Raw genomic sequence first — 19,054 nt, 5'->3', positions numbered from 1 at the left:
TTTTTCCGCCACCTGTTTTTTATTATGCCTGCGCCTTGAGCCAACCCTGGATTTCCTGAAGGAAGTCTTCACCGTAGCGCTCAAGCTTGGCCTTGCCTACGCCAGAAACCTCAAGGAATTCGCTGTTGTTTTTTGGCAGACGGCGGCACATATCGGTGAGGGCAGCGTTTGAAAAGACCACATAAGCCGGAACGTTCTGCTCCGCTGCGAGCCTGCCGCGCAGATTGCGCAGCCGGTCGAAAAGCCCGGGATTTTCCAAAGCTTCGGCGGACGCCTTCGTTTTGCCTCCTGTGGATTTTGGCGCAGGTTCTCTTTCCTTTGGCAGCTTCATTTCAATGCGCTCACCGCCGAAGAGCACATCGCGTGCCCGGGGCCCGAAGCGCATGACCGGGTACTCATCATCAGTGATGTGGATGAAGCCCTCCAGGGCCAGATAATGGATTATATCCCGGATGCGCTTTTCGCTGATGTCTGCCATGATATTATAGGTCGAGAGCTTATCAAAGCCAAGACCAAGAATACGCTGGTTTTTACTGCCGCGCAGGGTATCGACCACTACTTTAATGCCAAAGCGCTGTCCGGTGCGTTTGATACAGGACAGAATTTTTTGAGCCTCGATGGTGATGTCCAGAATTTCAAACTGCGTCTGGCAATTTCCGCAGTGGTCACAGCAGACGGGCGCGTCCTCGCCAAAATATTTCAGCATATAGCCTCTCAGGCAGTCGTTGGTATGGCAGTAGAAGGTCATGTCCTTCAGACGCTGGCGGTCACGCTGTTTCAGAAGCGCGTTCGTTTCGGGATCTCCACCTTCCCGGTCAGAGTTCTCAATAAAGAATTGCTGGGTCCGTACATCCTGTCCGCTGTACAGGAGGATACAGTCTGCGGGCTCGCCGTCGCGGCCGGCCCGGCCGGCCTCCTGATAATAGCTCTCCATATCCCCAGGCATATTGTAATGCACCACAAAGGAAACATTGGATTTATCAATACCCATGCCAAAGGCGTTTGTGGCTACCACAATGGGTTTTTTGTCAAAAATGAACAGATCCTGATTTTTTTTTCGCACCGCGTCGGGAAGCCCCGCGTGATAGCAGACTGCAGGGTAACCCGCCGCGCAGATTTTTTCGCAGACCTCCTCGACATTTTTGCGGGTCGCGCAGTAGATAATCCCACTTTTATCAGGGTGGTCAGCCAGAATCGCCAGAAGGGCATCCAGCTTTTTAGGTGGCTTCTGAACCTCAAAGTAGAGATTTTTCCGGTCAAAGCCAGTTACCAGCACCTCAGGCTCATTTAAATCCAGAAGCCCTACGATATCGCGGCGCACCTGCTCGGTTGCTGTCGCCGTAAAAGCTGAGAGGATAGGGCGGCTGTCCAGGCTTTTGACAAAACGGTCGATTTCGAGATAGGAGGGGCGGAAATCCTGCCCCCACTGGGATACGCAGTGAGCCTCGTCAACGGTGACCATTGCGATATCCTGCTCCCGGATAAAGCTTAGAAAGCCTTCAGCCAAAAGGCGTTCCGGGGCAATGTAAAGAATTTTGCACTGACCCTGGCGGATATCAAAGAGCACTTCCCGGTATTCTGCGCTGCTCAGAGAGCTGTTGATAAAGGCAGCCGGGACGCCGGATTGGGTAAGCGCCCCTACCTGATCCTTCATAAGGGAGATCAGTGGAGAGACCACCAGTGTTATACCGTCCATCAGCATGGCAGGCACCTGGAAGCAGATGGATTTTCCCGCGCCTGTGGGCATGACGCCCACCGCGTCCTGTCCAGACAGGATTGTGTCGATGAGAAATTCCTGCCCCTCCCGGAAGGTGTCATAGCCAAAGTATTGTTTTAAAACGGCGTGCTTGCTGCCTTGATCCATAAAGTTACCTCCAAACAAAAGTAATTTTATTATACCACAACCAAAAAATTTATTCCGTAATTTGCTTTTGGGTATATAATGATAAAAAGAAATTTTTATAGCAAGGAGAAAATAATGCTGAAAATTGCCGCTTTTGAAGTGCGAAGGGATGAAATAGAAGATTTTAAGAAAGCCGCAGAAAAATATAATGTTGAGCTGATTTTTACGGGTAAGCCCTTGAGTGTGGAGACCTTTGATTTTGCCAAAGGCTGCGGCGCAGTGACGAGCCTTGGGCATAGCCGCATCGACCGTGTGATCTTAAATCTTATGCGGGATGCGGGTATCCGTTTTTACTGTACCCGCACAGTGGGTTATAACCATATTAATCTTGAATATGCCAGGGAGCTGGGCATTCGAATCTGTAATGTCAGCTATCCGCCGACCGGGGTAGCGGAGTATACTGTTATGTTGATGCTTATGTCTCTGAGAAAGTATAAGCAGGCCATGTTCCGGGGAAACGTTAATGATTATTCGCTGGAAGGGCTGGAGGGCCGTGAACTCAAAAATATGACCGTAGGCGTTGTCGGGACCGGACGTATCGGCCGGACTGTCATTGAGATTCTGCAGGGCTTTGGCTGCCGGATTCTCGCCTATGACGCCTACCCAAACGGCTCCGTGGCCGATATGGCAAAATATGTAAAGCTGGATACCCTCTACGCCGAAAGTGATGTCATAACGCTGCACACGCCATTATTGGAGAGCACCTACCACATGATCAACAGGGAGAGCATTGCGAAAATGAAGGACGGCGTGGTGCTCATCAATTGCGCCAGGGGTTCTCTGATGGATGTAGGCGATGTGATCGACGGCATTGAAAAGCAGAAGTTTGGCGCTCTTGGATTAGATGTTATCGAGCATGAGGATGGTATTTACCATGTCAATCATACGGTGGATATTATCAGCAACCGGGATATGGCTTATATCCGCCAGTTCCCCCATGTCACCATGACCCAGCATATGGCCTTTTATACCGAGGAGGCTGTCCGCAGCATGGTTTACGGCGCGGTAAAAAATCTGAGAGACCTGAGTAAAACAGGAAGCAGCGCTTTTGAACTGTTTTAGCAGCAAGATCGAAGCACCCCGCTATAATGGGGTGCTTTCTTTGTGCCTGTTATTCAAATAAAAAAGCTCAATTATTCAGCGGGTTGTCCGTAAAATGAAGACAACCGCCAATCATTGGAAGATAAATGTAACAAATCGGTTTTAACCTTGTAAAACAGTTGTTTTTTAGGAAAAACTTTATTATAGCACATTGATTTTTAGGTTGGGTGGCGTTATGATGTGTCCATAAAGTAAATACATTTTTTGTAGAGGGGTTAAAATGCAAGAAAGAATCGAACACGATTCGATTGGAGCGCTTCCTGTTCCAGTCGATGCCTATTACGGTGTACAAACCTTAAGGGCAAAACAGAATTTTTACATCACCGGAAAGCAGCTCCACCCGGATCTGATTGTCAGTCTGGTGCAGGTCAAAAAAGCTGCGGCCATGACGAATTATGAAACCGGTGAGTTAAATAAAGAAGTCGCTGACGCGATCATCGCGGCGTGTAATGATGTGATTTCAGGAAAATACCATGATCAGTTCATCGTCGATCCTATTCAGGGAGGCGCGGGAACCTCCTCCAATATGAACGCCAACGAGGTGGTGGCGAATATTGCCATCGAAAAGCTTGGCGGCATAAAGGGCGATTACAGCATTGTCCACCCCAACGACCATGTGAACATGTCACAGTCGACCAATGACGTGTACCCGACTGCGGGTAAGATTACTGCACTTAAGCTTACTCAGAAGCTGCTGTTCCAGATGGAACGCCTGGGCGAGGCATTAAAGCAGAAATCCATTGAGTTCGACAATATTATTAAGGTAGGGCGTACCCAGCTTCAGGATGCGGTACCCATGCGTCTGGGTCAGGCTTTTAATGCTTACCGTTCCGCTATTGACCGGGATACCCTCCGGCTGAAGAAAACTCAGAATGAGCTTTGTATTGTGAACATGGGCGGTACAGCCATCGGTACAGCCATCAACGCCAACCCGGAATATTTGAAGCGGATTCCCGTGAACCTGAAAAAGACCACGAGCTTTAATATGGTGCTGGCTGCGGATTTGATCGACGCGACCCAGAACCTGGACGCCTTTGTGTCGGTTTCCGGCGCGTTAAAGGCAGCGGCAGTTACCCTGTCCAAAATGGCCAATGATTTCCGGCTGCTGTCCAGTGGCCCAAAAACTGGCTTTGCGGAGATTAATCTGCCGCCTAAACAGAACGGTTCATCTATTATGCCGGGTAAGATTAACCCGGTTATCCCAGAGGTTGTCTCTCAGGTGGCCTTCAATGTCATCGGCAATGACCTGACCATCACCATGGCGGCTGAAGCCGGACAGCTTGAGCTCAATGCCTTTGAGCCCGTGCTGTTTTATAATCTGTTTGAATCTATCGAAACCCTGACCAATGGGATTTCTACCTTTATCGATAACTGTATCACAGGGATTACCGCCAATGAAGACCGATGTGAGGAGTTGCTGGAACACAGCATTGTCACAGTTACAGCGCTTTGCCCATATATCGGTTATAAGGAAGCCTCCGACATTGCCAAGGAATCCATTTTGAGCGGCAAGCTGGTTTCTCAGATTGTCAGGGAAAAGGGACTGCTGAGCCAGGAAGAGCTGGAAACCATCCTTGACCCGTCGTTGATGACTGAGCCCATGGAGGAACAGCAGATTTCCTAAAAGAAAGACTCTGGCGCAGTTCGGAATTGCCTCTCTCATATGCAATTGCCAGCCGCGATAAAGCCTGTGCGATTGCATCGAGAGCGCCACTCGATTAAGACGCCGTTAAATGATAAATTTCATGAAGCTGCCTTCAGGCAGCTTTTTTAATTTGTACGTCTAAAGCTATGGTGATATAATAGACCCACACTAAAGCAGATTTTACAGGAGATTTTATGAAGCTTGTACTAGGAATTCTGGCCCATGTAGACGCCGGAAAAACGACCTTTTCAGAACAGCTGCTGTACCACACCCGGGCCATCAGAAAGCTTGGGCGTGTGGATCACCAGGACGCTTTTATGGACCATCACCCCATTGAACGTGAACGGGGCATTACCATTTTTTCGGATCAGGCAGTTTTTGAGATTGGGGGAGACACTTATTATCTGGTGGATACCCCGGGACATGTAGACTTTTCATCAGAAACCGAGCGGGCCATTCAGGTGATGGATGCGGCTGTGATCGTGGTATCCGGTGTAGAAGGAGTTCAGAGCCATACCGAAACGCTGTGGAAACTCTTGCGGCGATACGATGTGCCAACGTTGATTTTTATCAATAAAACAGACCGGGAAGGCGCAGATATTTCACGAGTCATGGAAGCGCTGAAAACAAAATGCAGTCCAGACTGCATTTTGTTTACCGGGCACTATGAGGATGCCCTCATGGACACAACTTTGGCAGAAGCTGTGGCGGAAAGGGATGAAGTCCTGCTCGAGGCCTATCTGGATGGGGGCTATCAATCAGAAATATGGCAGGGCGCTTTGAGCCGGATGTTTAAAAAGACAGAAATTTTTCCGGTTTTTGCAGGTTCGGCCTTAAACGATAAGGGAATTGGCGATTTTATCAAGGCCATGGCCGGTCTTTTCCATGAGGAGGAAAGCCAGGCTGAAAAGCCCTTCAGCGGACATGTTTATAAAATACTCCATGACAGTGCGGGCACCCGGCTAAGCTTTATCAAGGTGACTGCGGGAAAGCTGAAGGTCAAGGATGAGGTGCCGACCGGGAAGGACAGGGAAGGCAGGATGATCCGGCAAAAGATCAACGAAATCCGGATTTACAGCGGCGGGCGGTATACCACAGTGCCGGAAGCAGTGCCCGGGGATCTCTGTGCTGTGACAGGCCTCATTGCTACCCAGCCCGGCGACGGTATCGGGGAAAGGCTGTATCATGCGGGCTACACTACTGTGCCGCTGTTGACGGCCAGCGTCATCTATGATGAAGGCCTGAATGTAAGAACAGTGCTCGAGGCCTTTAAGGAGCTTGAGGACGAAGACCCCATGCTGGAGGTCGTCTGGAATGAAAGCCTTCAGGAGATGCATATCCATATCATGGGTGCGATTCAGCTGGAGGTGCTTGAGGCGATTGTCAGAGAACGCTTTGGTCTGGAAGTCCGCTTCGGAGACTGTGAGATTCTTTATAAGGAAACCATCGCGGCTCCGGTAACTGGCTACGGCCATTTTGAACCCCTGCGGCATTACGCAGAGGTACATCTCAGGCTGGAGCCCGCTGCGCCGGGCACAGGTATTACCTTTGACAGTGCATGCTCTGTGGATATTCTGGATACCAATTATCAGAATCTGATAAAGACCCATGTGTTTGAGCGTGAACACAGGGGTGTGCTGACCGGGTCGCCCATCACAGATATACGTATCGTTCTGGTCAATGGCCGGGCACATCTTAAACATACCGAGGGCGGCGATTTCAGGCAGGCGGTTTACCGGGCGATTCGCCAGGGCCTGGAGCAGGCAGAGTCCATTTTACTCGAGCCGGTCTACCGGTTTGAAATCGAGGTTCCCTCAGAGGCGATGGGGCGTGTCATGTCGGATATCCAGAAAATGGCCGGACGTCTTGAAGCACCCGAGCTCAAGGGCGACCAGACCCTGATTACCGGCTTTTGTCCGGTGGCCACGATGTTGAACTACAGTCAGGAAATTCTGTCCTTTACCAAAGGGCGGGGGATACTCAGAACATCCTTTTTCGGTTATGAGCCCTGTCATAACGCGGAGGAGGTTATCGAGCGCGCCGGTTATGATAAAAAGCATGATGTGGAAAATACCTCGGATTCGGTTTTTTGTTCTCATGGCGCAGGTTTTAACGTTCCCTGGGATCAGGTGGCGGAATATATTCATTGTAAGTAAAGGCGGTATAAAGAATGGAGCAGACGAAAATTTTAGTCGTTGAGGATGACCGGGAGATTAACAGCATGCTGTGTGAAATGCTGGATGAAAACGGCTATGCGGCAGAGGGTGCGTTTACAGGTATGGAGGGGTTGACCAGACTGAGAAACGGAGGATATGATCTGTTAATACTGGATTTGATGCTGCCCTATAAAAGCGGCGACGCAGTGCTGCAGGAGCTCAGGAGCTTTTCCAGCTTACCGGCCATTGTTATTTCAGCCAAGGATACCGTACAGAACAAGCTTGACCTTTTTCACCTGGGCGCGGACGACTATCTGACAAAACCCTTTGATCTGGACGAAGTGCTGGTACGGGTTGAGGCTGTCCTCAGACGATGTGGCAGCAGCGGAGTCCAGAGAGCCCCGGAAATTTTAAAAGCCGGAAATTTGGCTGTGGATACGGAGGCAAAGACAGCCAGCGTCAATGGCCGGGAGTTGGTACTGACGGCCAAGGAATACGGTATCTTAGAGCTTTTGACGCGCTATCCCCACAAGGTTTTTTCAAAGGCCAACCTTTTTGAAAGTATCTGGAACGAGGAATATGCCTGTGAGGATAATACCTTGAACGTGCATATGAGCAACCTCAGGAATAAGCTGAAGGCGGCAGACCCGGAGACAGAGTATATCAAAACGGTCTGGGGTATGGGGTACCGGATGAATTAATTTAAGGTTTTCTTTAGAACTGGGTTAAGAACTTCTTTATTCCTGCGGCGTAAAATGAAAGCATCAAGGAAAAGGAGACACTAAAATGGACGAAGTTGTATTAAAAGCGACGGATTTGTGTAAAAATTATGGGAGCTTTAAAGCCCTTGACCATTTGAGTCTGACCATTGAGAAGGGGAAAACCTATGGCTTGATCGGCAAGAACGGCGCAGGAAAGACAACCTTTATAAGACAGGTGTGCGGACTCTCCTACCCGTCTGGCGGGGAGCTGGCGCTCTTTGGTAAAAGCGACGAGAAAGGAATGCGCGAGGGAAGAAAGCGCATGGGCTGCCTGGTGGAGACGCCGGCGCTGTATCAGGGTATGACAGCAAAGCAAAATATGGAGGCACAGCGGATTCAGAGAGGAATCCCGGATAAGAAAGCCGCAGAGAGAACCCTGGAGCTGGTGGGGCTTACGGATACAGAGCGGAAAACGGTTAAGCATTTTTCTCTTGGGATGAAACAGCGGCTGGGGATTGCCATGGCCCTTATCAGCGATCCGGAATTTCTGATCCTCGACGAGCCCATCAACGGGCTGGACCCGGTGGGGATTGTGGAAATTCGCGAGCTTTTAAAACGGTTAAACACAGAGCGCGGCACCACACTGCTGATTTCAAGCCATATCCTCAGTGAGCTCTATCAGACGGTGGATCATTTTATTATTATCGACAGGGGGCATATCGTTGAATCGCTGACCCAGGAAGAACTGGATGAGCGCTGCCGCCGCCACATCGCCATTGAGGTGGATGATGCGGCCAGAGCTGCCGCGGTCATTGAGGAAGCCCTTCACACCGATAATTACAGGGTTATGCCTGACGGTACCATTAAGCTTTACGACCATCTGGAGGAGATACGCGCTGTATCAGCAGCTTTATCTCAGAGTGGGCTGCTTCTGACAGGCATCAGCGTCCGGGGTGACAGTCTGGAGGACTACTTTCTGCAAAGCATCGGAGGCCGGGAAAATGGGTAATCTGCTTCGGCTGGAATGGTACAAGCTCTGGAGGGATAAAACTTTTTACGCAGTGTTTGGCGTGACTGTGCTTCTGGGAATCTGTATCAGCTTTGACGGTCACAGTGTGACCGGGCTGCAGGTTATGGGAGCGTCGCTTCATACAGCTAATCTGCTGATTCTGCCAGTCTGTGTGTTTCCTGGGCTGTTCATCGGACGCGAGTTTGGCGAAGGCACTATTTATCACGGAATTGAGAGCGGCCACAGCCGGTTTCAGGTATTTCTGGCTAAATCAGTGGTATTTTTTATCGGGTGTGAGGTACTTATGATGGCCTTTCCGACTGCCAATGTGTTTTTTCACAGCCTGGCTTTTGGTTTTGGTAAAACCATGTCTGCTGAGATTGCCCTGTACCTGATAAAGGTGACCGGGATTGTGGTAGTGCTCAACGCAGCTTCAATGGCAACAGGCCTTCTTTTGGGTTTTTTATGCCGGGATGTCGCAAAGACTATTGGTATCAGCCTGTTTGTTTTTGGGATTTTGACTTTTGTTTTAAATCTTTACGGCGCAAAACTGAGTTTTTTGAGTTTCCTGATTCCCATGGCCGCTGAACGTCTGCTCATGACTGAGATTCTCCCAGCAGCGTCGCTGTGGTTAATTTTAGGATCAGGCGCAGTGTGGATTGCAGTGCTGGGGGCAGGAGCATTTTTCTGTTTTGCCAGACGTGCTCTGCAGTAGAGGTGTACCATGATTAACTTGATGAAGATGGAATGGTACAGGCTCAGGCACAGCAGGCTTTTCGGGGGACTGCTGTTGGGTATTTTTATTGCTGGATTGTTCATCAGCGCGTCCGAAACAGAGGGACAGGCTGTAGCAAGCGCTGCCGCCAAAGGAAATGGAGGTGTGCAGCTGATCCAGCAGATGATGTCAGAAGCGGTTCCGATGGGGTTTTTTGCTTCGATTTTTGGCGTTATTTATCTGGGACAGGGATTTGCAGAACGCACACCAAATCTTGCAGTTGAGAGCGGCTCCGGCAGGAATGCTGTTTTTTTGAGTAAAATACTGATTTACCTCATGGTTATTTCGCTGGCTATGATGGTTTACATATTGGCGGGCGTGATGGTCGCAGCTGTTACCCTGAACTTTACTGGGGGGCTTTCAAGATTTAATGGACTTCAAATAGCATTGGCTTTTTTTATGACAGGTTATGCAATGTGTGGAATGGCGCCGCTGTTTCTGGCAATATTCAGAGATGCGGCAAAAACAACACTGTTTTCAATTCTGGCGTTGATGCTGCACATTTTTCTGGCAGTATCCGGCAATGTATTAAAAGGAGTGCAGTGGTGTATGCCTTTAAATCAAATGCAGGCTTCAGAACCGGGGATGGCAGAGTGGCTGACAGCCATAGGGATCGATTTTGCTTTTCTGGTGATTCCTTCTTTCCTGGGCTGTCTGATTTTTTCAAAGCGTGAGTTGAAGTAGAGGAGATGACGAAATGCTTGCTTTAATCAAAATGGAGTTTTACCAGCTTGTCCGTAACAGGCTGTTTTATCTGATGGCTGGAATCAGTATTATTTTCGGGGCCTTGATGAGTTCGGGATATATTGGAGATACAAATCCCTTTGGTATCCCGATGGCAGATGGATTATCTGTATTTGGAGGAATGGTCTATGATTCCACCATGTGGCTCATTGTCATTGGGGCGATGAGCGCTCTGATGCTCGGGCAGAGCGCCTCGGATAAAACGCTGGCGCTGGCTGTATCCGCGGGGCACAGCCGCGCTTCAGTTTATTTTTGCAAGGCGCTTGTGTTTTTGCTGGCTGTCAATATTGTCATGTTTCTTTATCCTTTCGCGGGACTCATTGTCACTGGTGTGGCGCACGGGTTTGACAAAGGCATTATTACAGAGCCTTTTGCCCCGTATCTTCTCAGAGTTACCGGTATGGTTTTTCTGGCAAACTGCGCGGTTTTCAGCGTTTCAATCCTGTTAATGGCCGTTTTTCAGGACGCGGCCAAGACAACGGCCTGCGCAACGCTGGTCATTATTCTGGAGTCCTTTGGGATGATGTTTTTTCTGTCAAGGAGGATGTCGCCGCTTTGGCTTCCGCCTTATATGGCGAGGGCAGCAGTTTTCACACCTTTGAATATATCCCAGGTTATCCTGATTTTGACAGCCTGTCTTGGTTTTACGGCTTTACTCCTGGGCGCTGGATATTTTGTGTTCAGGAAGAGAGAGATAAAATAAAACAAAACAGAAAGCGTGGGGTCAATGTTTGGAATCATCGTGGTTTTAGCTGTGGCTGTGGCGGTATTAGCGGTTCGGACAGCGGTTATGCGGCGGGAGATAAGGCGTATGAGCCGCCAGCTGGAGGACTTATCCGCCGGACGGACTGAGAAGAAGATCAGTCTGACCTTAGTGGATGCCCGGCTAAACGAGCTGGCAGCTCAGATCAATGAGAATATGGAGCTTCAGAAGCAGCTGCGCATTGACACGCGAAAAAGAGAGCAGCGGCTAAAGGATTCCATCGCGGGTGTTTCCCATGATTTGCGGACACCATTGACAGCGATCATCGGTTACGTTCAGATGCTTGAGCGCAGCGGACTGAGCGGGGAGCAGCAGGAAAAAGCTGCAGTGATTTTAAAAAAAGCCGATGCCATGCGGGAGTTGGTTGAAAGCTTTTTTGAACTCTCTGTCATGGAATCGGGTCAGTCGGAGCTCTCAGAAGAACCGGTTAATTTTACCAATATAGTCTCAGAAGCGGTGGTGGATTTTATCCCGCGGTTTGAAGCGGCAGAGCTAAAACCCGATATTGACCTTGGAGGTAAAAGCCTGTATATGGCGGGGGACAGAACTGCTCTGCGACGCATTGTCCAGAACCTTTTGTCTAACGCCCTTAAATACACCGCAGGCAGGGTAAAGGTCATCCTCGAAGAAAGCGCTGGAAAAATAATCCTGACGGTTGTTAACGAGGTAAGGCCTGACACCTCTCCAGATATGGAAAGGCTTTTTGAGCGCTTTTACACAGCGGATGATTCCAGAAACAGCGGAAGTGCCGGACTGGGGCTGTACATTGTGAAATTGTTGGCGGAAAAAATGCAGGGTGCGGTGAGTGCCTCTCTTGAGAATAAAACACTGTCGATTTATGTTGTATTCCAAGAGGAAAAAAATAAACAGGCTTGAAGCGGTTGTCTTCAAGCCTGTTTGTTATATCTGCCCATAATACAGAATCTGGTTTCTGGCATAGTCAAAGTATTCATCCAGCAGCCGGTCGGTGTGGTCGTAGGCCTCATCAGTGATGGACTGGTTGAGCTGATGAATAAAGCCGACGGTGGTCTGTGTTTTCTTCGGGATAGCTGTGGGATGTGTCATTTTGTTGTAAACAGACGTGCTGATTACGCGTTCCCAGGAGGTGTTGTAGACAACGGTCAGCTGACTGTTGCCTGCGCTGGCGATAAAGCAGCTGTTGTACTGATGGGTTTTTTCAATATAGGACGCGTATTGGCGTTCATTCCGCAGGACCTGGGCCTCATCGCCGAGGCGCTCTAAGGCGGCAATATCAAAAATGGCTTCGCCGTTTTTGACTTTTTTGACAGCGCTGTGTTCAAACAGGATCATCATTTCCAGAATATCCACCATTTCACGGCTGGAGGTTTCCCGGATGGAGATGCCCCGGTTTTTATGATAGGTAATAAAACCCTCGTACTCCAGCTGTTTCAGAGCATAGCGCACCGGTGTGCGGCTCATGCCGAGCCCCTGGGACAGGGAGGCCTCGGATAAAATATCCCCTGGGATCAGCTCGCCGACCAGGATTTTTTCCTTGAGCTGTCTGTAGGCGTCTTCTTCTCTGTTTTGAATTTTCATAGTCCTTTTCTCCATTAACCGATTATTAACGTTAAATTAACGGGTTTGTGATATTTCATATCGAATACGAGTAGTATACTACAGGTGTCCGACACGGTAAGTTTGGTATTATCATATAATAATTACGGTAAAAAAACAAGTATTCAAGTCGATAAATATCTGAAAAGGAGAAAATGATGAAGACAATCACTTTCGCACATCTTTCCGATCTGCACATTCTAAAGGACTATGGCAACTCGATGTTTAAGGACATGGTAGGCCATATGGAAAAAAAGCCCTGCGAGGTTCTTGAAGGAATTGCCGGCTGGCTCAGGGATAACGCCGGAAAACTGGATTTTGTTCTTTTGACAGGCGATCTGGTTCATGAGGGTGGCGCAGATGAATACCGTTACCTGAAAATGCTTCTGGAAGAATATTTTGATGGCACGCCGGTCTGTCCGGTTCTTGGAAATCATGACAGGGTGGCAGCTTTCCACGAGGGCTATGAAAACAGAGAGCCAGACACAGAGCCTGTATGCTATGCAAGAGAATTTGACGGGCTCCAGCTCATCGTGCTGGACTCCAGCGTTGGCTGTGATGCCACGCATCATTCCGGGCGCTTTGACGAGGCGCAGTTTGTATTTCTCGAAAAGGCACTGGAAAAGAAGATGCCCCGCGGGCATATCGTCGCTTTTCACCACCCGGCCTTTGACGAGTGGGCAGACGAACGGGTCAGCGCCTTTGGTGTGGAAGGCTCCGAACGGCTTAAAGAGATTATCAGCGGAAAAAATGTCCTGGCGCTGCTGAGCGGACACACGCATGAAAATATCAATACCACCTTTTACGGCGTACCAGCCTATACAGCTGAGAGCACTGCTTTTGGTGTGGCTATCAATGAAAAGGGTATGTACATGACCCCGGCAGCAGGCTTTAATCTCTGCACGGTAACAGACCGTACGCTTCGGGTTGAGACCTTGTCTTATCCGCCGAATGACCAGCCTATTACAGAGCCTATCCCTCTGGAAGCGCTTGGACAGATGATGAAAAACGCGTAAGCGGCATAAAGAAAAGGAGCAATGCAATGAATAAATTTGTTAAGGGCATTTTAGGCGTTATTTTGTCGGCAGCGGTCGCAGGCACAACCCTGGCAGGCTGCAGCAGTACAGGTACTGGAGGAGCCGGAAGCGATTCAGCGGTCAACGCATCATCAGGAAAGCTTGATCCTGACAATCCCACCGAGATTACCTTTTATTCTTACAGCCTGGGATACCCAACCATGAAGTCTGGCATGGAGCATTTGATCAGCAGCTTTAATGAGACAGTCGGTAAGGAAAAGGGTGTTGTCGTTAAGGGCGTTGTGGACAACAACATGAGCCAGAACAGCGCGGATATCGCCGCGGGTATGGAGGTGGATATTGTTCAGCACGCTTTTGGAATGCTGGACGCTTCCCGGCTGAACCTTGGCTTTAAATCTTATGAAGAGCTGTTTCCTGCGGATGAGCTGGCAGAGCATACAGGTCAGATGATTCCAAATGCTCTGGAACTCGGGAAAATTGACGGGCAGATGTACGGGCTGGCCTTTACCTTCAGCACACCGATCCTCTACATCAACAAAGGGCTTTTTGAACAGGCGGGCCTGGATACAACAAATCTGCCAAAAACCTGGGATGACGTCTACAAAGCAGCGGTACAGATCAAGGAAAAAACCGGTAAAGATGGCTTTGGCCTCGCGCCGGATAATGGCTGGATCAGCGAGGGACTGATCTTTTCAAACGGGGGTGAGGTGTTGAACAGCGATAAAACCGAGGCGAAGTTTGACAGCCCGGAAGCTGTTGAGGCTTATGAAATGTGGAATAAGCTCTACAGCAGTGGCGCAGCGGTAAAAGGCAGCGACAAGGATGTCATGGATGCTTTTATGGCTGGCAACGTGGCCATGAATCTCCAGTCCACTTCCCTGCTCAGCGGTTACCAGAGCGCGGCAAAGGCCGGCGGCTGGGAGCTGTTAGGTGCAGAAATGCCGCAGTTTGGTGATAAAGCCTCTGTTCCGGTAAATTCCGGGAGTTGCCTGGCAGTCCGTTCAGATGATCCGACCAAGTCTGCAGCCGAATGGGAGTTTATCAAGTACGCTACCGGAAAGGAAGGATACACCATCATCACTTCTGAAATCGGCTATCTGCCGCTGAGAATGGATATTACCGAAGATCCGGCGTATCTCAAGGATTTTGTGGACGCGAACCCCATTGTCAAAACAAACCTGAAGCAGCTTGAAAGAATCAAACCGGTGACCATCTGGCCAGGAACTGGAGCAAAGGAAGAGTATCAGGTATTCCTTGACGCTACTGTCAAGTCCATCACTGAAGGCAATGTTCAGAATGTTTTATCGGACGCGGCTAAACAGATGAATGACCTTCTAAAGAACAATTAACAATAAGGTGATGAACAGATGAAAAATTTTTTAAAGCTTCCGGCCCAGGTTTATACTCTGGCGCCGGATATTGAAAGGGCAGGGGAACGGATAAAGCCAAGGTCGAAATTTAAGTTTAACTATAAACCCTGGCTGTTTCTGCTGCCCGCTCTTGTGCTCATTGCCTTCTGGCTCTACAGGCCTCTGGCTGAGACTGTCTACTACGCCTTTCATAGCTGGGGCATGGTGCCGGGAACCATGCCGAGGTTTGTAGGTATCTCCAATTTTACAAAGCTGCTGACCAGTAAGGATTTCTTTACCTCCATTAGAAACACCGTCTTTTATATCGTTGGCCTGCTGCCATTCTCGGTGATTATTCCGCTGTTTCTGGCGTCTGCCACCAACGACCTTCCGTCAAAAGCCAAGAATTTTTACCGCGCTCTGTTCTTTATTCCCATGATTATGGCGCCGGTTGCCACAGCCACCATCTGGCGCTGGCTGCTGAACCCCAGCAGCGGACTCATTAATCAGCTCATCGTGGGTCTGGGAATCAGTGATACCAACATCTCCTTTTTCCTGACAGAAGGCGTGGCGCGCATGACGATTCTGCTCATCACAGGCTGGAAAATGATTGGTTTCAGCACCTTGATGTTTTCGGCGGCACTGGCAGGGATTAACCGGGATTACTTTTGTTGAGGTAAGATAACGTAACCTTTTTTGCAGAGGGTGTTATCTTACCTCTTTTTGATGTATGTTAGATAGCATAACTCTTTACGTCGGCTCCAATCTGTCTGAAATAGGAGATACTTTCAGTAGGCTTGTCGCCTGTATCAACTCTGCCGACAAAGCTATAAAAGATTTCGATTTTGCGGGTGTTCGTTTCCTTATCCAGTTCGTGAATAAGAATGCGGTCAATAAATTCATGGACGTTTTCGTAGGTCAGTTCGGTAATGGCGGTGTATTTGCGTACCAGTGCGACAAACCTTTTCACGTCCGCGCTGCGCTCGGTGGCGTTGTCAATTTCCTGTGACAGTTCCGCAATCCTCCGGGTCAGCGTCTTTTTTTCTTCGTCATAGCCGGAAGTCAGAAAAGCAAATTGTTCATCTGAAAGTTTCCCTAAAGCGTTGTCCTCATAGAGCTTGCGGAACAAGATATTCAGCTCGCTAATCCGGCTCTGCGCCTTGTCAAGCTCTTTCCGTTGCTGCGTCAGCGTCTTTTGTACTGCCTTTGCGCTGCACTCGTTGGCGGTTTCGATAAACTCCTGTTCATGCTCTTTCACATAGGACAATACCCTTTGTAAATCGGCAAGGACAAGTTCTTTAAGGACGCTCTTTCGGATATAATGGGTAGTGCAAAGCTCGCCAGTCCTTATCCTGTTTCGATACTTGCCGCAAGTGTAGGCGTGTTTGCGTTCCAGTGTCCCGGCTCCCTGTTGCAGATACATTTTATAGCCGCAGTCCCCGCAAAAGAGAAGCCCCGAAAAAATGTCAATTTCATCAACCTTTGTAGGGCGGTGTTTGGTGGCAATCCGTTTCTGTGCAAGCTCAAAGGTTTCTTCATCAATCAAGGGTTCGTGTGTGTTGGGGAAGAAGTAACGCTTTTCCTCCGGGTTCTTCTTCGTCTTTTTCGATTTGTAAGATACCTTATAGCTCTTGCCTGTAATGGTATGCCCCAAATACTCTTTACGCGCCAGAATGTCATAGAGCGTCTTATCCGGCCAGTTGTAAATACAATTCGGGTGTGGGCGGGGGTGCCTGTGGCTTCCTGTGCGCCTGTACTGCAATTCTGCAACAGTCAATACCTCATGTTCCCGTAGCCAGTTCTGGATTTCGCAGATACGGTCGCCGCGCACATACATAGCGAAAATCTGTTTTACAATGTGCGCCGTTTCCGGGTCGGGCAATAGATGATTGCGGTCGTTGGGGTCAGCTATGTACCCATAAGGCACTTGCCCGTTGACGCGCTCGCCTTTCTGCGCCTTTGCCTGTTTGACAGCCCGGATTTTCTTTGAAGTGTCGCGGGCGTAAAACTCGTTGAACCAGTTCCGCAGAGGGGTAAACTCGTTATCTTCCCTTGCTGTGTCTACACCGTCGTTAATGGCAATGTAGCGCACTTCATATTCGGGAAAAACAATCTCTATCAGCTCCCCGGTTTTCAGATAATTACGTCCCAGACGGGAGAGGTCTTTTGTTATGACGGTCGCCACGTTCCCGGCTTCAACTTCGTGCAGCATGGCTTGAAGCCCCTCACGCTCAAAGCTCACGCCGGAAAATCCGTCGTCTACGAAAAAGCGCGTGTTGAAAAAGTGGTGTTCGTCAGCATACTTTTGTAAAATCATCTTTTGGTTCTGTATGCTCTCGCTTTCCCCGGCCTGCATATCTTCCTGGCTCAATCTGCAATATAAAGCGGTAATCTTGTCTGTCTGTAACATTTTGTCCTCCTTTCCGACGACAGACAAGCATGGCATTTGTACTGTCTATATTATACCACATACCGCTGCCTGTGTCATGTATAAAATGTGAAGAAACGCCCTATTTCCGGGCGTTTGCGGGGTTCAGTTCCATGTCTTTGCGAATGAGTTTTTTTATCTTTTTATCCAGTGTGTCCGTTGCGCGTTCACTTGCGGACGAACATACAAGGTAAGTAACTTTTCCTATTTTATGCTCCGTTGTGGTAACGGGCGTTTGGTTTTGCGTCAAAGAAAATCCCCCTTTCTTTCGCAAACATATAATACAGTCTATGAATAGCAGCAAGTCCACTATTCAATAAAACAAAGGCTTTAATCGGACGGTTATTAGCATAACCTCATGGGAATTTCACCCCGGCATGGTTCTCATGCAGCCCTACCCATTGCCTGCGACGCTCTTAACGCTCGGACTGTGGCTGTAAGGAAGTATCATTGTATATTCTGCGTGTCGTCGCCCGCAAGCCGCTACACTTGCTTTCCGGCGCGGTGTTGGTCGCTCGGCTGTCCGGGCGGGGATAACCTCACCCGGATAGCGTCATGGCGCACCCGCCGTATGGCTCGGCGCAAAAGGAACGTATCCGATTTGCCCTATGCTGCGCCGCCGTTATCTTGCGCCGCTTTCTTTGTCAAGGTTCAGAATGGCTTTGCTGCCGCGTCAGCAGCGGAACGGAAAAGGGGGAGAGAGAAAGCGTCCCGCCGCCGCTGCGGTTTATTCCTCTGCCTTAAAGGTGAGGACAGCCATCATCAGTTTTGCTTGCAGCCGTTCCCGAATGTCGTGGTCTACGCCGAAATAGACATTCCCGCGCTCGTCGTACAGCTTCCGCATGGAGAGGCGGGCTATGTAGCCGCTGAAATGCTGCAAGACAATCTTCATAGCGTCCGGGTCGCCCTTTGTCGCTACCACAATGACAGGATAGGGAACAAGGGCATTTTCCGGGTAGCCGGGTTCGTTACCATTCGTCCCATTCATCAGCATTTTCCTCCAGATATTTTCTTAATCTCTCAAAAGAGCTTGTCCGCCTGTACTGTATCGTGCTTCTCGACGTATTGAACAGTTCCGCAATCTCGGTATCGTTCATTCCCTCGAAGTAATACAGCAGTATGGCTTTGCGCTTTTCTTCCGGCAAAGTACGGATTGCTTCAAGAAGCAGCTTTGGCGTGATTTTCTTCCCGGCTTTCTCAAAGACGGTTTCAACAGTTTCCCGTTTGAAATATTCATCAAACGTATGAAGCTGTCGCGCTTCGTCTAAGGTCATGTCGGAAAAGGTCACTTCCTTTGCCCTGTGTCTGCGAAGCTCTCTATGAGTGTCGCACGCTTCATTGTGAAGTACCGTATTACAAAACTTCTGAAAAGCACACTGTTTGTAAAACTCCCTGCTGTTAGGTTCCACATTCTCACCTCCTTTCTCGTTGGAAAGTTGGTGGTGCTTCCCCCTTTTCGCGGGGCAATACGGCGGTTTTCAAAAACGCCGAAGATTTTTTGAAATTTCTTCAAAAAATTTTTTGAGCAGCAAAATGCGCCTGTCCGAAAAGCCCGGACAGGCGCATTGGTATTGTGAGTAGTATTTAGATGATTAGACAGTTCATATATACAAGCGTAATTTCCCCCGGTGGTGGTCGGGCTTTTTTTGATGTGTCAATGACCGTCGGATTTTGTCGATATGGTATGTGCTTCATGGCGGCTACCTCCTTTAGCCGCCGCTTTTAACAGTGATACCGCGTCATTTCTTGAGAAGATAAAAAGAAACGGCGGCTTTGATTTTTCAAAGCTGCTGCGGAAATCAAAGAACGACAAGCAACAGTTCTGATTTTGCTCCAATATGGTTATTGGGGGCACAAATTAAATCAAA

At 49.1% G+C, this 19,054-nt stretch carries 18 protein-coding genes; 12 read left to right on the top strand and 6 right to left on the bottom strand.

The annotated features are described in order from the left end of the window. Positions 1-22 precede the first annotated feature (22 nt). Entirely contained in the window at positions 23-1,864 is a 1,842-nt protein-coding gene (gene recQ, locus DW091_RS09755) for a DNA helicase RecQ (RefSeq protein WP_118518048.1), read from the bottom strand. A gap of 114 nt (positions 1,865-1,978) precedes the next feature. Here recQ and DW091_RS09750 point away from each other — a divergent pair, with 114 nt between their 5' ends. The 9 genes from DW091_RS09750 to DW091_RS09710 all read left to right on the top strand — a co-directional run bounded on the left by DW091_RS09750 (position 1,979) and on the right by DW091_RS09710 (position 11,673). Then, positions 1,979-2,965 (top strand): D-isomer specific 2-hydroxyacid dehydrogenase family protein, encoded by a 987-nt coding sequence (locus tag DW091_RS09750; protein WP_118518047.1) that lies wholly within the window; start codon positions 1,979-1,981, stop codon positions 2,963-2,965. A 259-nt stretch (positions 2,966-3,224) separates the two neighbouring features. Next, positions 3,225-4,628, top strand: coding sequence for an aspartate ammonia-lyase (locus DW091_RS09745; protein WP_058696197.1), 1,404 nt, complete (start codon positions 3,225-3,227; stop codon positions 4,626-4,628). A gap of 215 nt (positions 4,629-4,843) precedes the next feature. Further along, positions 4,844-6,805 (top strand): TetM/TetW/TetO/TetS family tetracycline resistance ribosomal protection protein, encoded by a 1,962-nt coding sequence (locus DW091_RS09740; protein WP_118518046.1) that lies wholly within the window; start codon positions 4,844-4,846, stop codon positions 6,803-6,805. Positions 6,806-6,819: 14 nt separating this feature from the next. Continuing rightward, the gene (locus DW091_RS09735; RefSeq protein WP_118518045.1) at positions 6,820-7,506 is read left to right on the top strand and encodes a response regulator transcription factor; all 687 of its coding nucleotides are present in this window, start codon (positions 6,820-6,822) and stop codon (positions 7,504-7,506) included. 85 nt (positions 7,507-7,591) lie between these two features. Continuing rightward, positions 7,592-8,515: an ABC transporter ATP-binding protein gene (locus tag DW091_RS09730; protein ID WP_118518044.1), complete on the top strand. Its 924-nt coding sequence runs from the start codon at positions 7,592-7,594 to the stop codon at positions 8,513-8,515. Beyond that, a complete protein-coding gene (locus tag DW091_RS09725; RefSeq protein WP_074616475.1) occupies positions 8,508-9,230 on the top strand; it encodes an ABC transporter permease in 723 nt (240 codons plus the stop codon). Before DW091_RS09730 ends, DW091_RS09725 begins: the two co-directional genes overlap by 8 nt. Before the next feature lie 9 nt (positions 9,231-9,239). After that, complete coding sequence (locus tag DW091_RS09720) at positions 9,240-9,974, top strand: hypothetical protein (protein ID WP_118518043.1); 735 nt, start codon at positions 9,240-9,242, stop codon at positions 9,972-9,974. Between the two features lie 13 nt (positions 9,975-9,987). After that, entirely contained in the window at positions 9,988-10,737 is a 750-nt protein-coding gene (locus DW091_RS09715; protein WP_118518042.1) for an ABC transporter permease, read from the top strand. 24 nt (positions 10,738-10,761) lie between these two features. After that, a complete protein-coding gene (locus tag DW091_RS09710) occupies positions 10,762-11,673 on the top strand; it encodes a HAMP domain-containing sensor histidine kinase (protein ID WP_118518041.1) in 912 nt (303 codons plus the stop codon). A gap of 24 nt (positions 11,674-11,697) precedes the next feature. On the opposite strand, the gene DW091_RS09705 is transcribed toward DW091_RS09710, so the two are convergent. After that, the gene (locus DW091_RS09705; protein WP_158577864.1) at positions 11,698-12,354 is read right to left on the bottom strand and encodes a GntR family transcriptional regulator; all 657 of its coding nucleotides are present in this window, start codon (positions 12,352-12,354) and stop codon (positions 11,698-11,700) included. Positions 12,355-12,527: 173 nt separating this feature from the next. Here DW091_RS09705 and DW091_RS09700 point away from each other — a divergent pair, with 173 nt between their 5' ends. The 3 genes from DW091_RS09700 to DW091_RS09690 are packed head-to-tail and all read left to right on the top strand — an operon-like array spanning position 12,528 to position 15,433. Beyond that, positions 12,528-13,388, top strand: a complete 861-nt coding sequence (locus DW091_RS09700) for a metallophosphoesterase (RefSeq protein WP_118518039.1) — start codon at positions 12,528-12,530, stop codon at positions 13,386-13,388. A gap of 26 nt (positions 13,389-13,414) precedes the next feature. Then, complete coding sequence (locus DW091_RS09695; protein ID WP_058696187.1) at positions 13,415-14,758, top strand: ABC transporter substrate-binding protein; 1,344 nt, start codon at positions 13,415-13,417, stop codon at positions 14,756-14,758. Between the two features lie 18 nt (positions 14,759-14,776). Further along, entirely contained in the window at positions 14,777-15,433 is a 657-nt protein-coding gene (locus DW091_RS09690; RefSeq protein ID WP_187368464.1) for a sugar ABC transporter permease, read from the top strand. A 58-nt stretch (positions 15,434-15,491) separates the two neighbouring features. Here the strand turns inward: DW091_RS09690 and DW091_RS09685 are convergent, their stop codons facing one another. The 4 genes from DW091_RS09685 to DW091_RS09660 all read right to left on the bottom strand — a co-directional run bounded on the left by DW091_RS09685 (position 15,492) and on the right by DW091_RS09660 (position 18,595). Continuing rightward, a complete protein-coding gene (locus DW091_RS09685) occupies positions 15,492-17,168 on the bottom strand; it encodes a recombinase family protein (RefSeq protein ID WP_019727566.1) in 1,677 nt (558 codons plus the stop codon). Positions 17,169-17,268: 100 nt separating this feature from the next. Then, a complete protein-coding gene (locus DW091_RS09680) occupies positions 17,269-17,496 on the bottom strand; it encodes a transposon-encoded TnpW family protein (RefSeq protein WP_004607973.1) in 228 nt (75 codons plus the stop codon). Between the two features lie 417 nt (positions 17,497-17,913). Further along, positions 17,914-18,174 (bottom strand): helix-turn-helix domain-containing protein, encoded by a 261-nt coding sequence (locus DW091_RS09665; RefSeq protein ID WP_019727567.1) that lies wholly within the window; start codon positions 18,172-18,174, stop codon positions 17,914-17,916. Continuing rightward, positions 18,155-18,595 (bottom strand): sigma-70 family RNA polymerase sigma factor, encoded by a 441-nt coding sequence (locus tag DW091_RS09660; RefSeq protein ID WP_008978027.1) that lies wholly within the window; start codon positions 18,593-18,595, stop codon positions 18,155-18,157. Before DW091_RS09660 ends, DW091_RS09665 begins: the two co-directional genes overlap by 20 nt. Positions 18,596-19,054 lie beyond the last annotated feature (459 nt).

This window comes from Eubacterium sp. AM05-23 (genome assembly GCF_003477535.1).
Taxonomy (GTDB): domain Bacteria; phylum Bacillota; class Clostridia; order Eubacteriales; family Eubacteriaceae; genus Eubacterium; species Eubacterium maltosivorans.
The sequence above is the reverse complement of the archived record's forward strand: the minus strand, read 5'-3'. Positions and strand labels throughout refer to the sequence as shown.

Excerpts from the sequence above, each read along its gene's own strand:
- DW091_RS09745 (WP_058696197.1), top strand. The coding sequence starts at position 3,225 with ATGCAAGAAAGAATCGAACACGATTCGATTGGAGCGCTTCCTGTTCCA.
- DW091_RS09690 (WP_187368464.1), top strand. The coding sequence starts at position 14,777 with ATGAAAAATTTTTTAAAGCTTCCGGCCCAGGTTTATACTCTGGCGCCG.
- recQ (WP_118518048.1), bottom strand. The coding sequence starts at position 1,864 with ATGGATCAAGGCAGCAAGCACGCCGTTTTAAAACAATACTTTGGCTAT.
- DW091_RS09725 (WP_074616475.1), top strand. The coding sequence starts at position 8,508 with ATGGGTAATCTGCTTCGGCTGGAATGGTACAAGCTCTGGAGGGATAAA.
- DW091_RS09665 (WP_019727567.1), bottom strand. The coding sequence starts at position 18,174 with ATGAATGGGACGAATGGTAACGAACCCGGCTACCCGGAAAATGCCCTT.
- DW091_RS09730 (WP_118518044.1), top strand. The coding sequence starts at position 7,592 with ATGGACGAAGTTGTATTAAAAGCGACGGATTTGTGTAAAAATTATGGG.
- DW091_RS09685 (WP_019727566.1), bottom strand. The coding sequence starts at position 17,168 with ATGTTACAGACAGACAAGATTACCGCTTTATATTGCAGATTGAGCCAG.
- DW091_RS09720 (WP_118518043.1), top strand. The coding sequence starts at position 9,240 with ATGATTAACTTGATGAAGATGGAATGGTACAGGCTCAGGCACAGCAGG.
- DW091_RS09705 (WP_158577864.1), bottom strand. The coding sequence starts at position 12,354 with ATGAAAATTCAAAACAGAGAAGAAGACGCCTACAGACAGCTCAAGGAA.
- DW091_RS09735 (WP_118518045.1), top strand. The coding sequence starts at position 6,820 with ATGGAGCAGACGAAAATTTTAGTCGTTGAGGATGACCGGGAGATTAAC.
- DW091_RS09740 (WP_118518046.1), top strand. The coding sequence starts at position 4,844 with ATGAAGCTTGTACTAGGAATTCTGGCCCATGTAGACGCCGGAAAAACG.
- DW091_RS09710 (WP_118518041.1), top strand. The coding sequence starts at position 10,762 with ATGTTTGGAATCATCGTGGTTTTAGCTGTGGCTGTGGCGGTATTAGCG.
- DW091_RS09700 (WP_118518039.1), top strand. The coding sequence starts at position 12,528 with ATGATGAAGACAATCACTTTCGCACATCTTTCCGATCTGCACATTCTA.
- DW091_RS09715 (WP_118518042.1), top strand. The coding sequence starts at position 9,988 with ATGCTTGCTTTAATCAAAATGGAGTTTTACCAGCTTGTCCGTAACAGG.
- DW091_RS09695 (WP_058696187.1), top strand. The coding sequence starts at position 13,415 with ATGAATAAATTTGTTAAGGGCATTTTAGGCGTTATTTTGTCGGCAGCG.
- DW091_RS09750 (WP_118518047.1), top strand. The coding sequence starts at position 1,979 with ATGCTGAAAATTGCCGCTTTTGAAGTGCGAAGGGATGAAATAGAAGAT.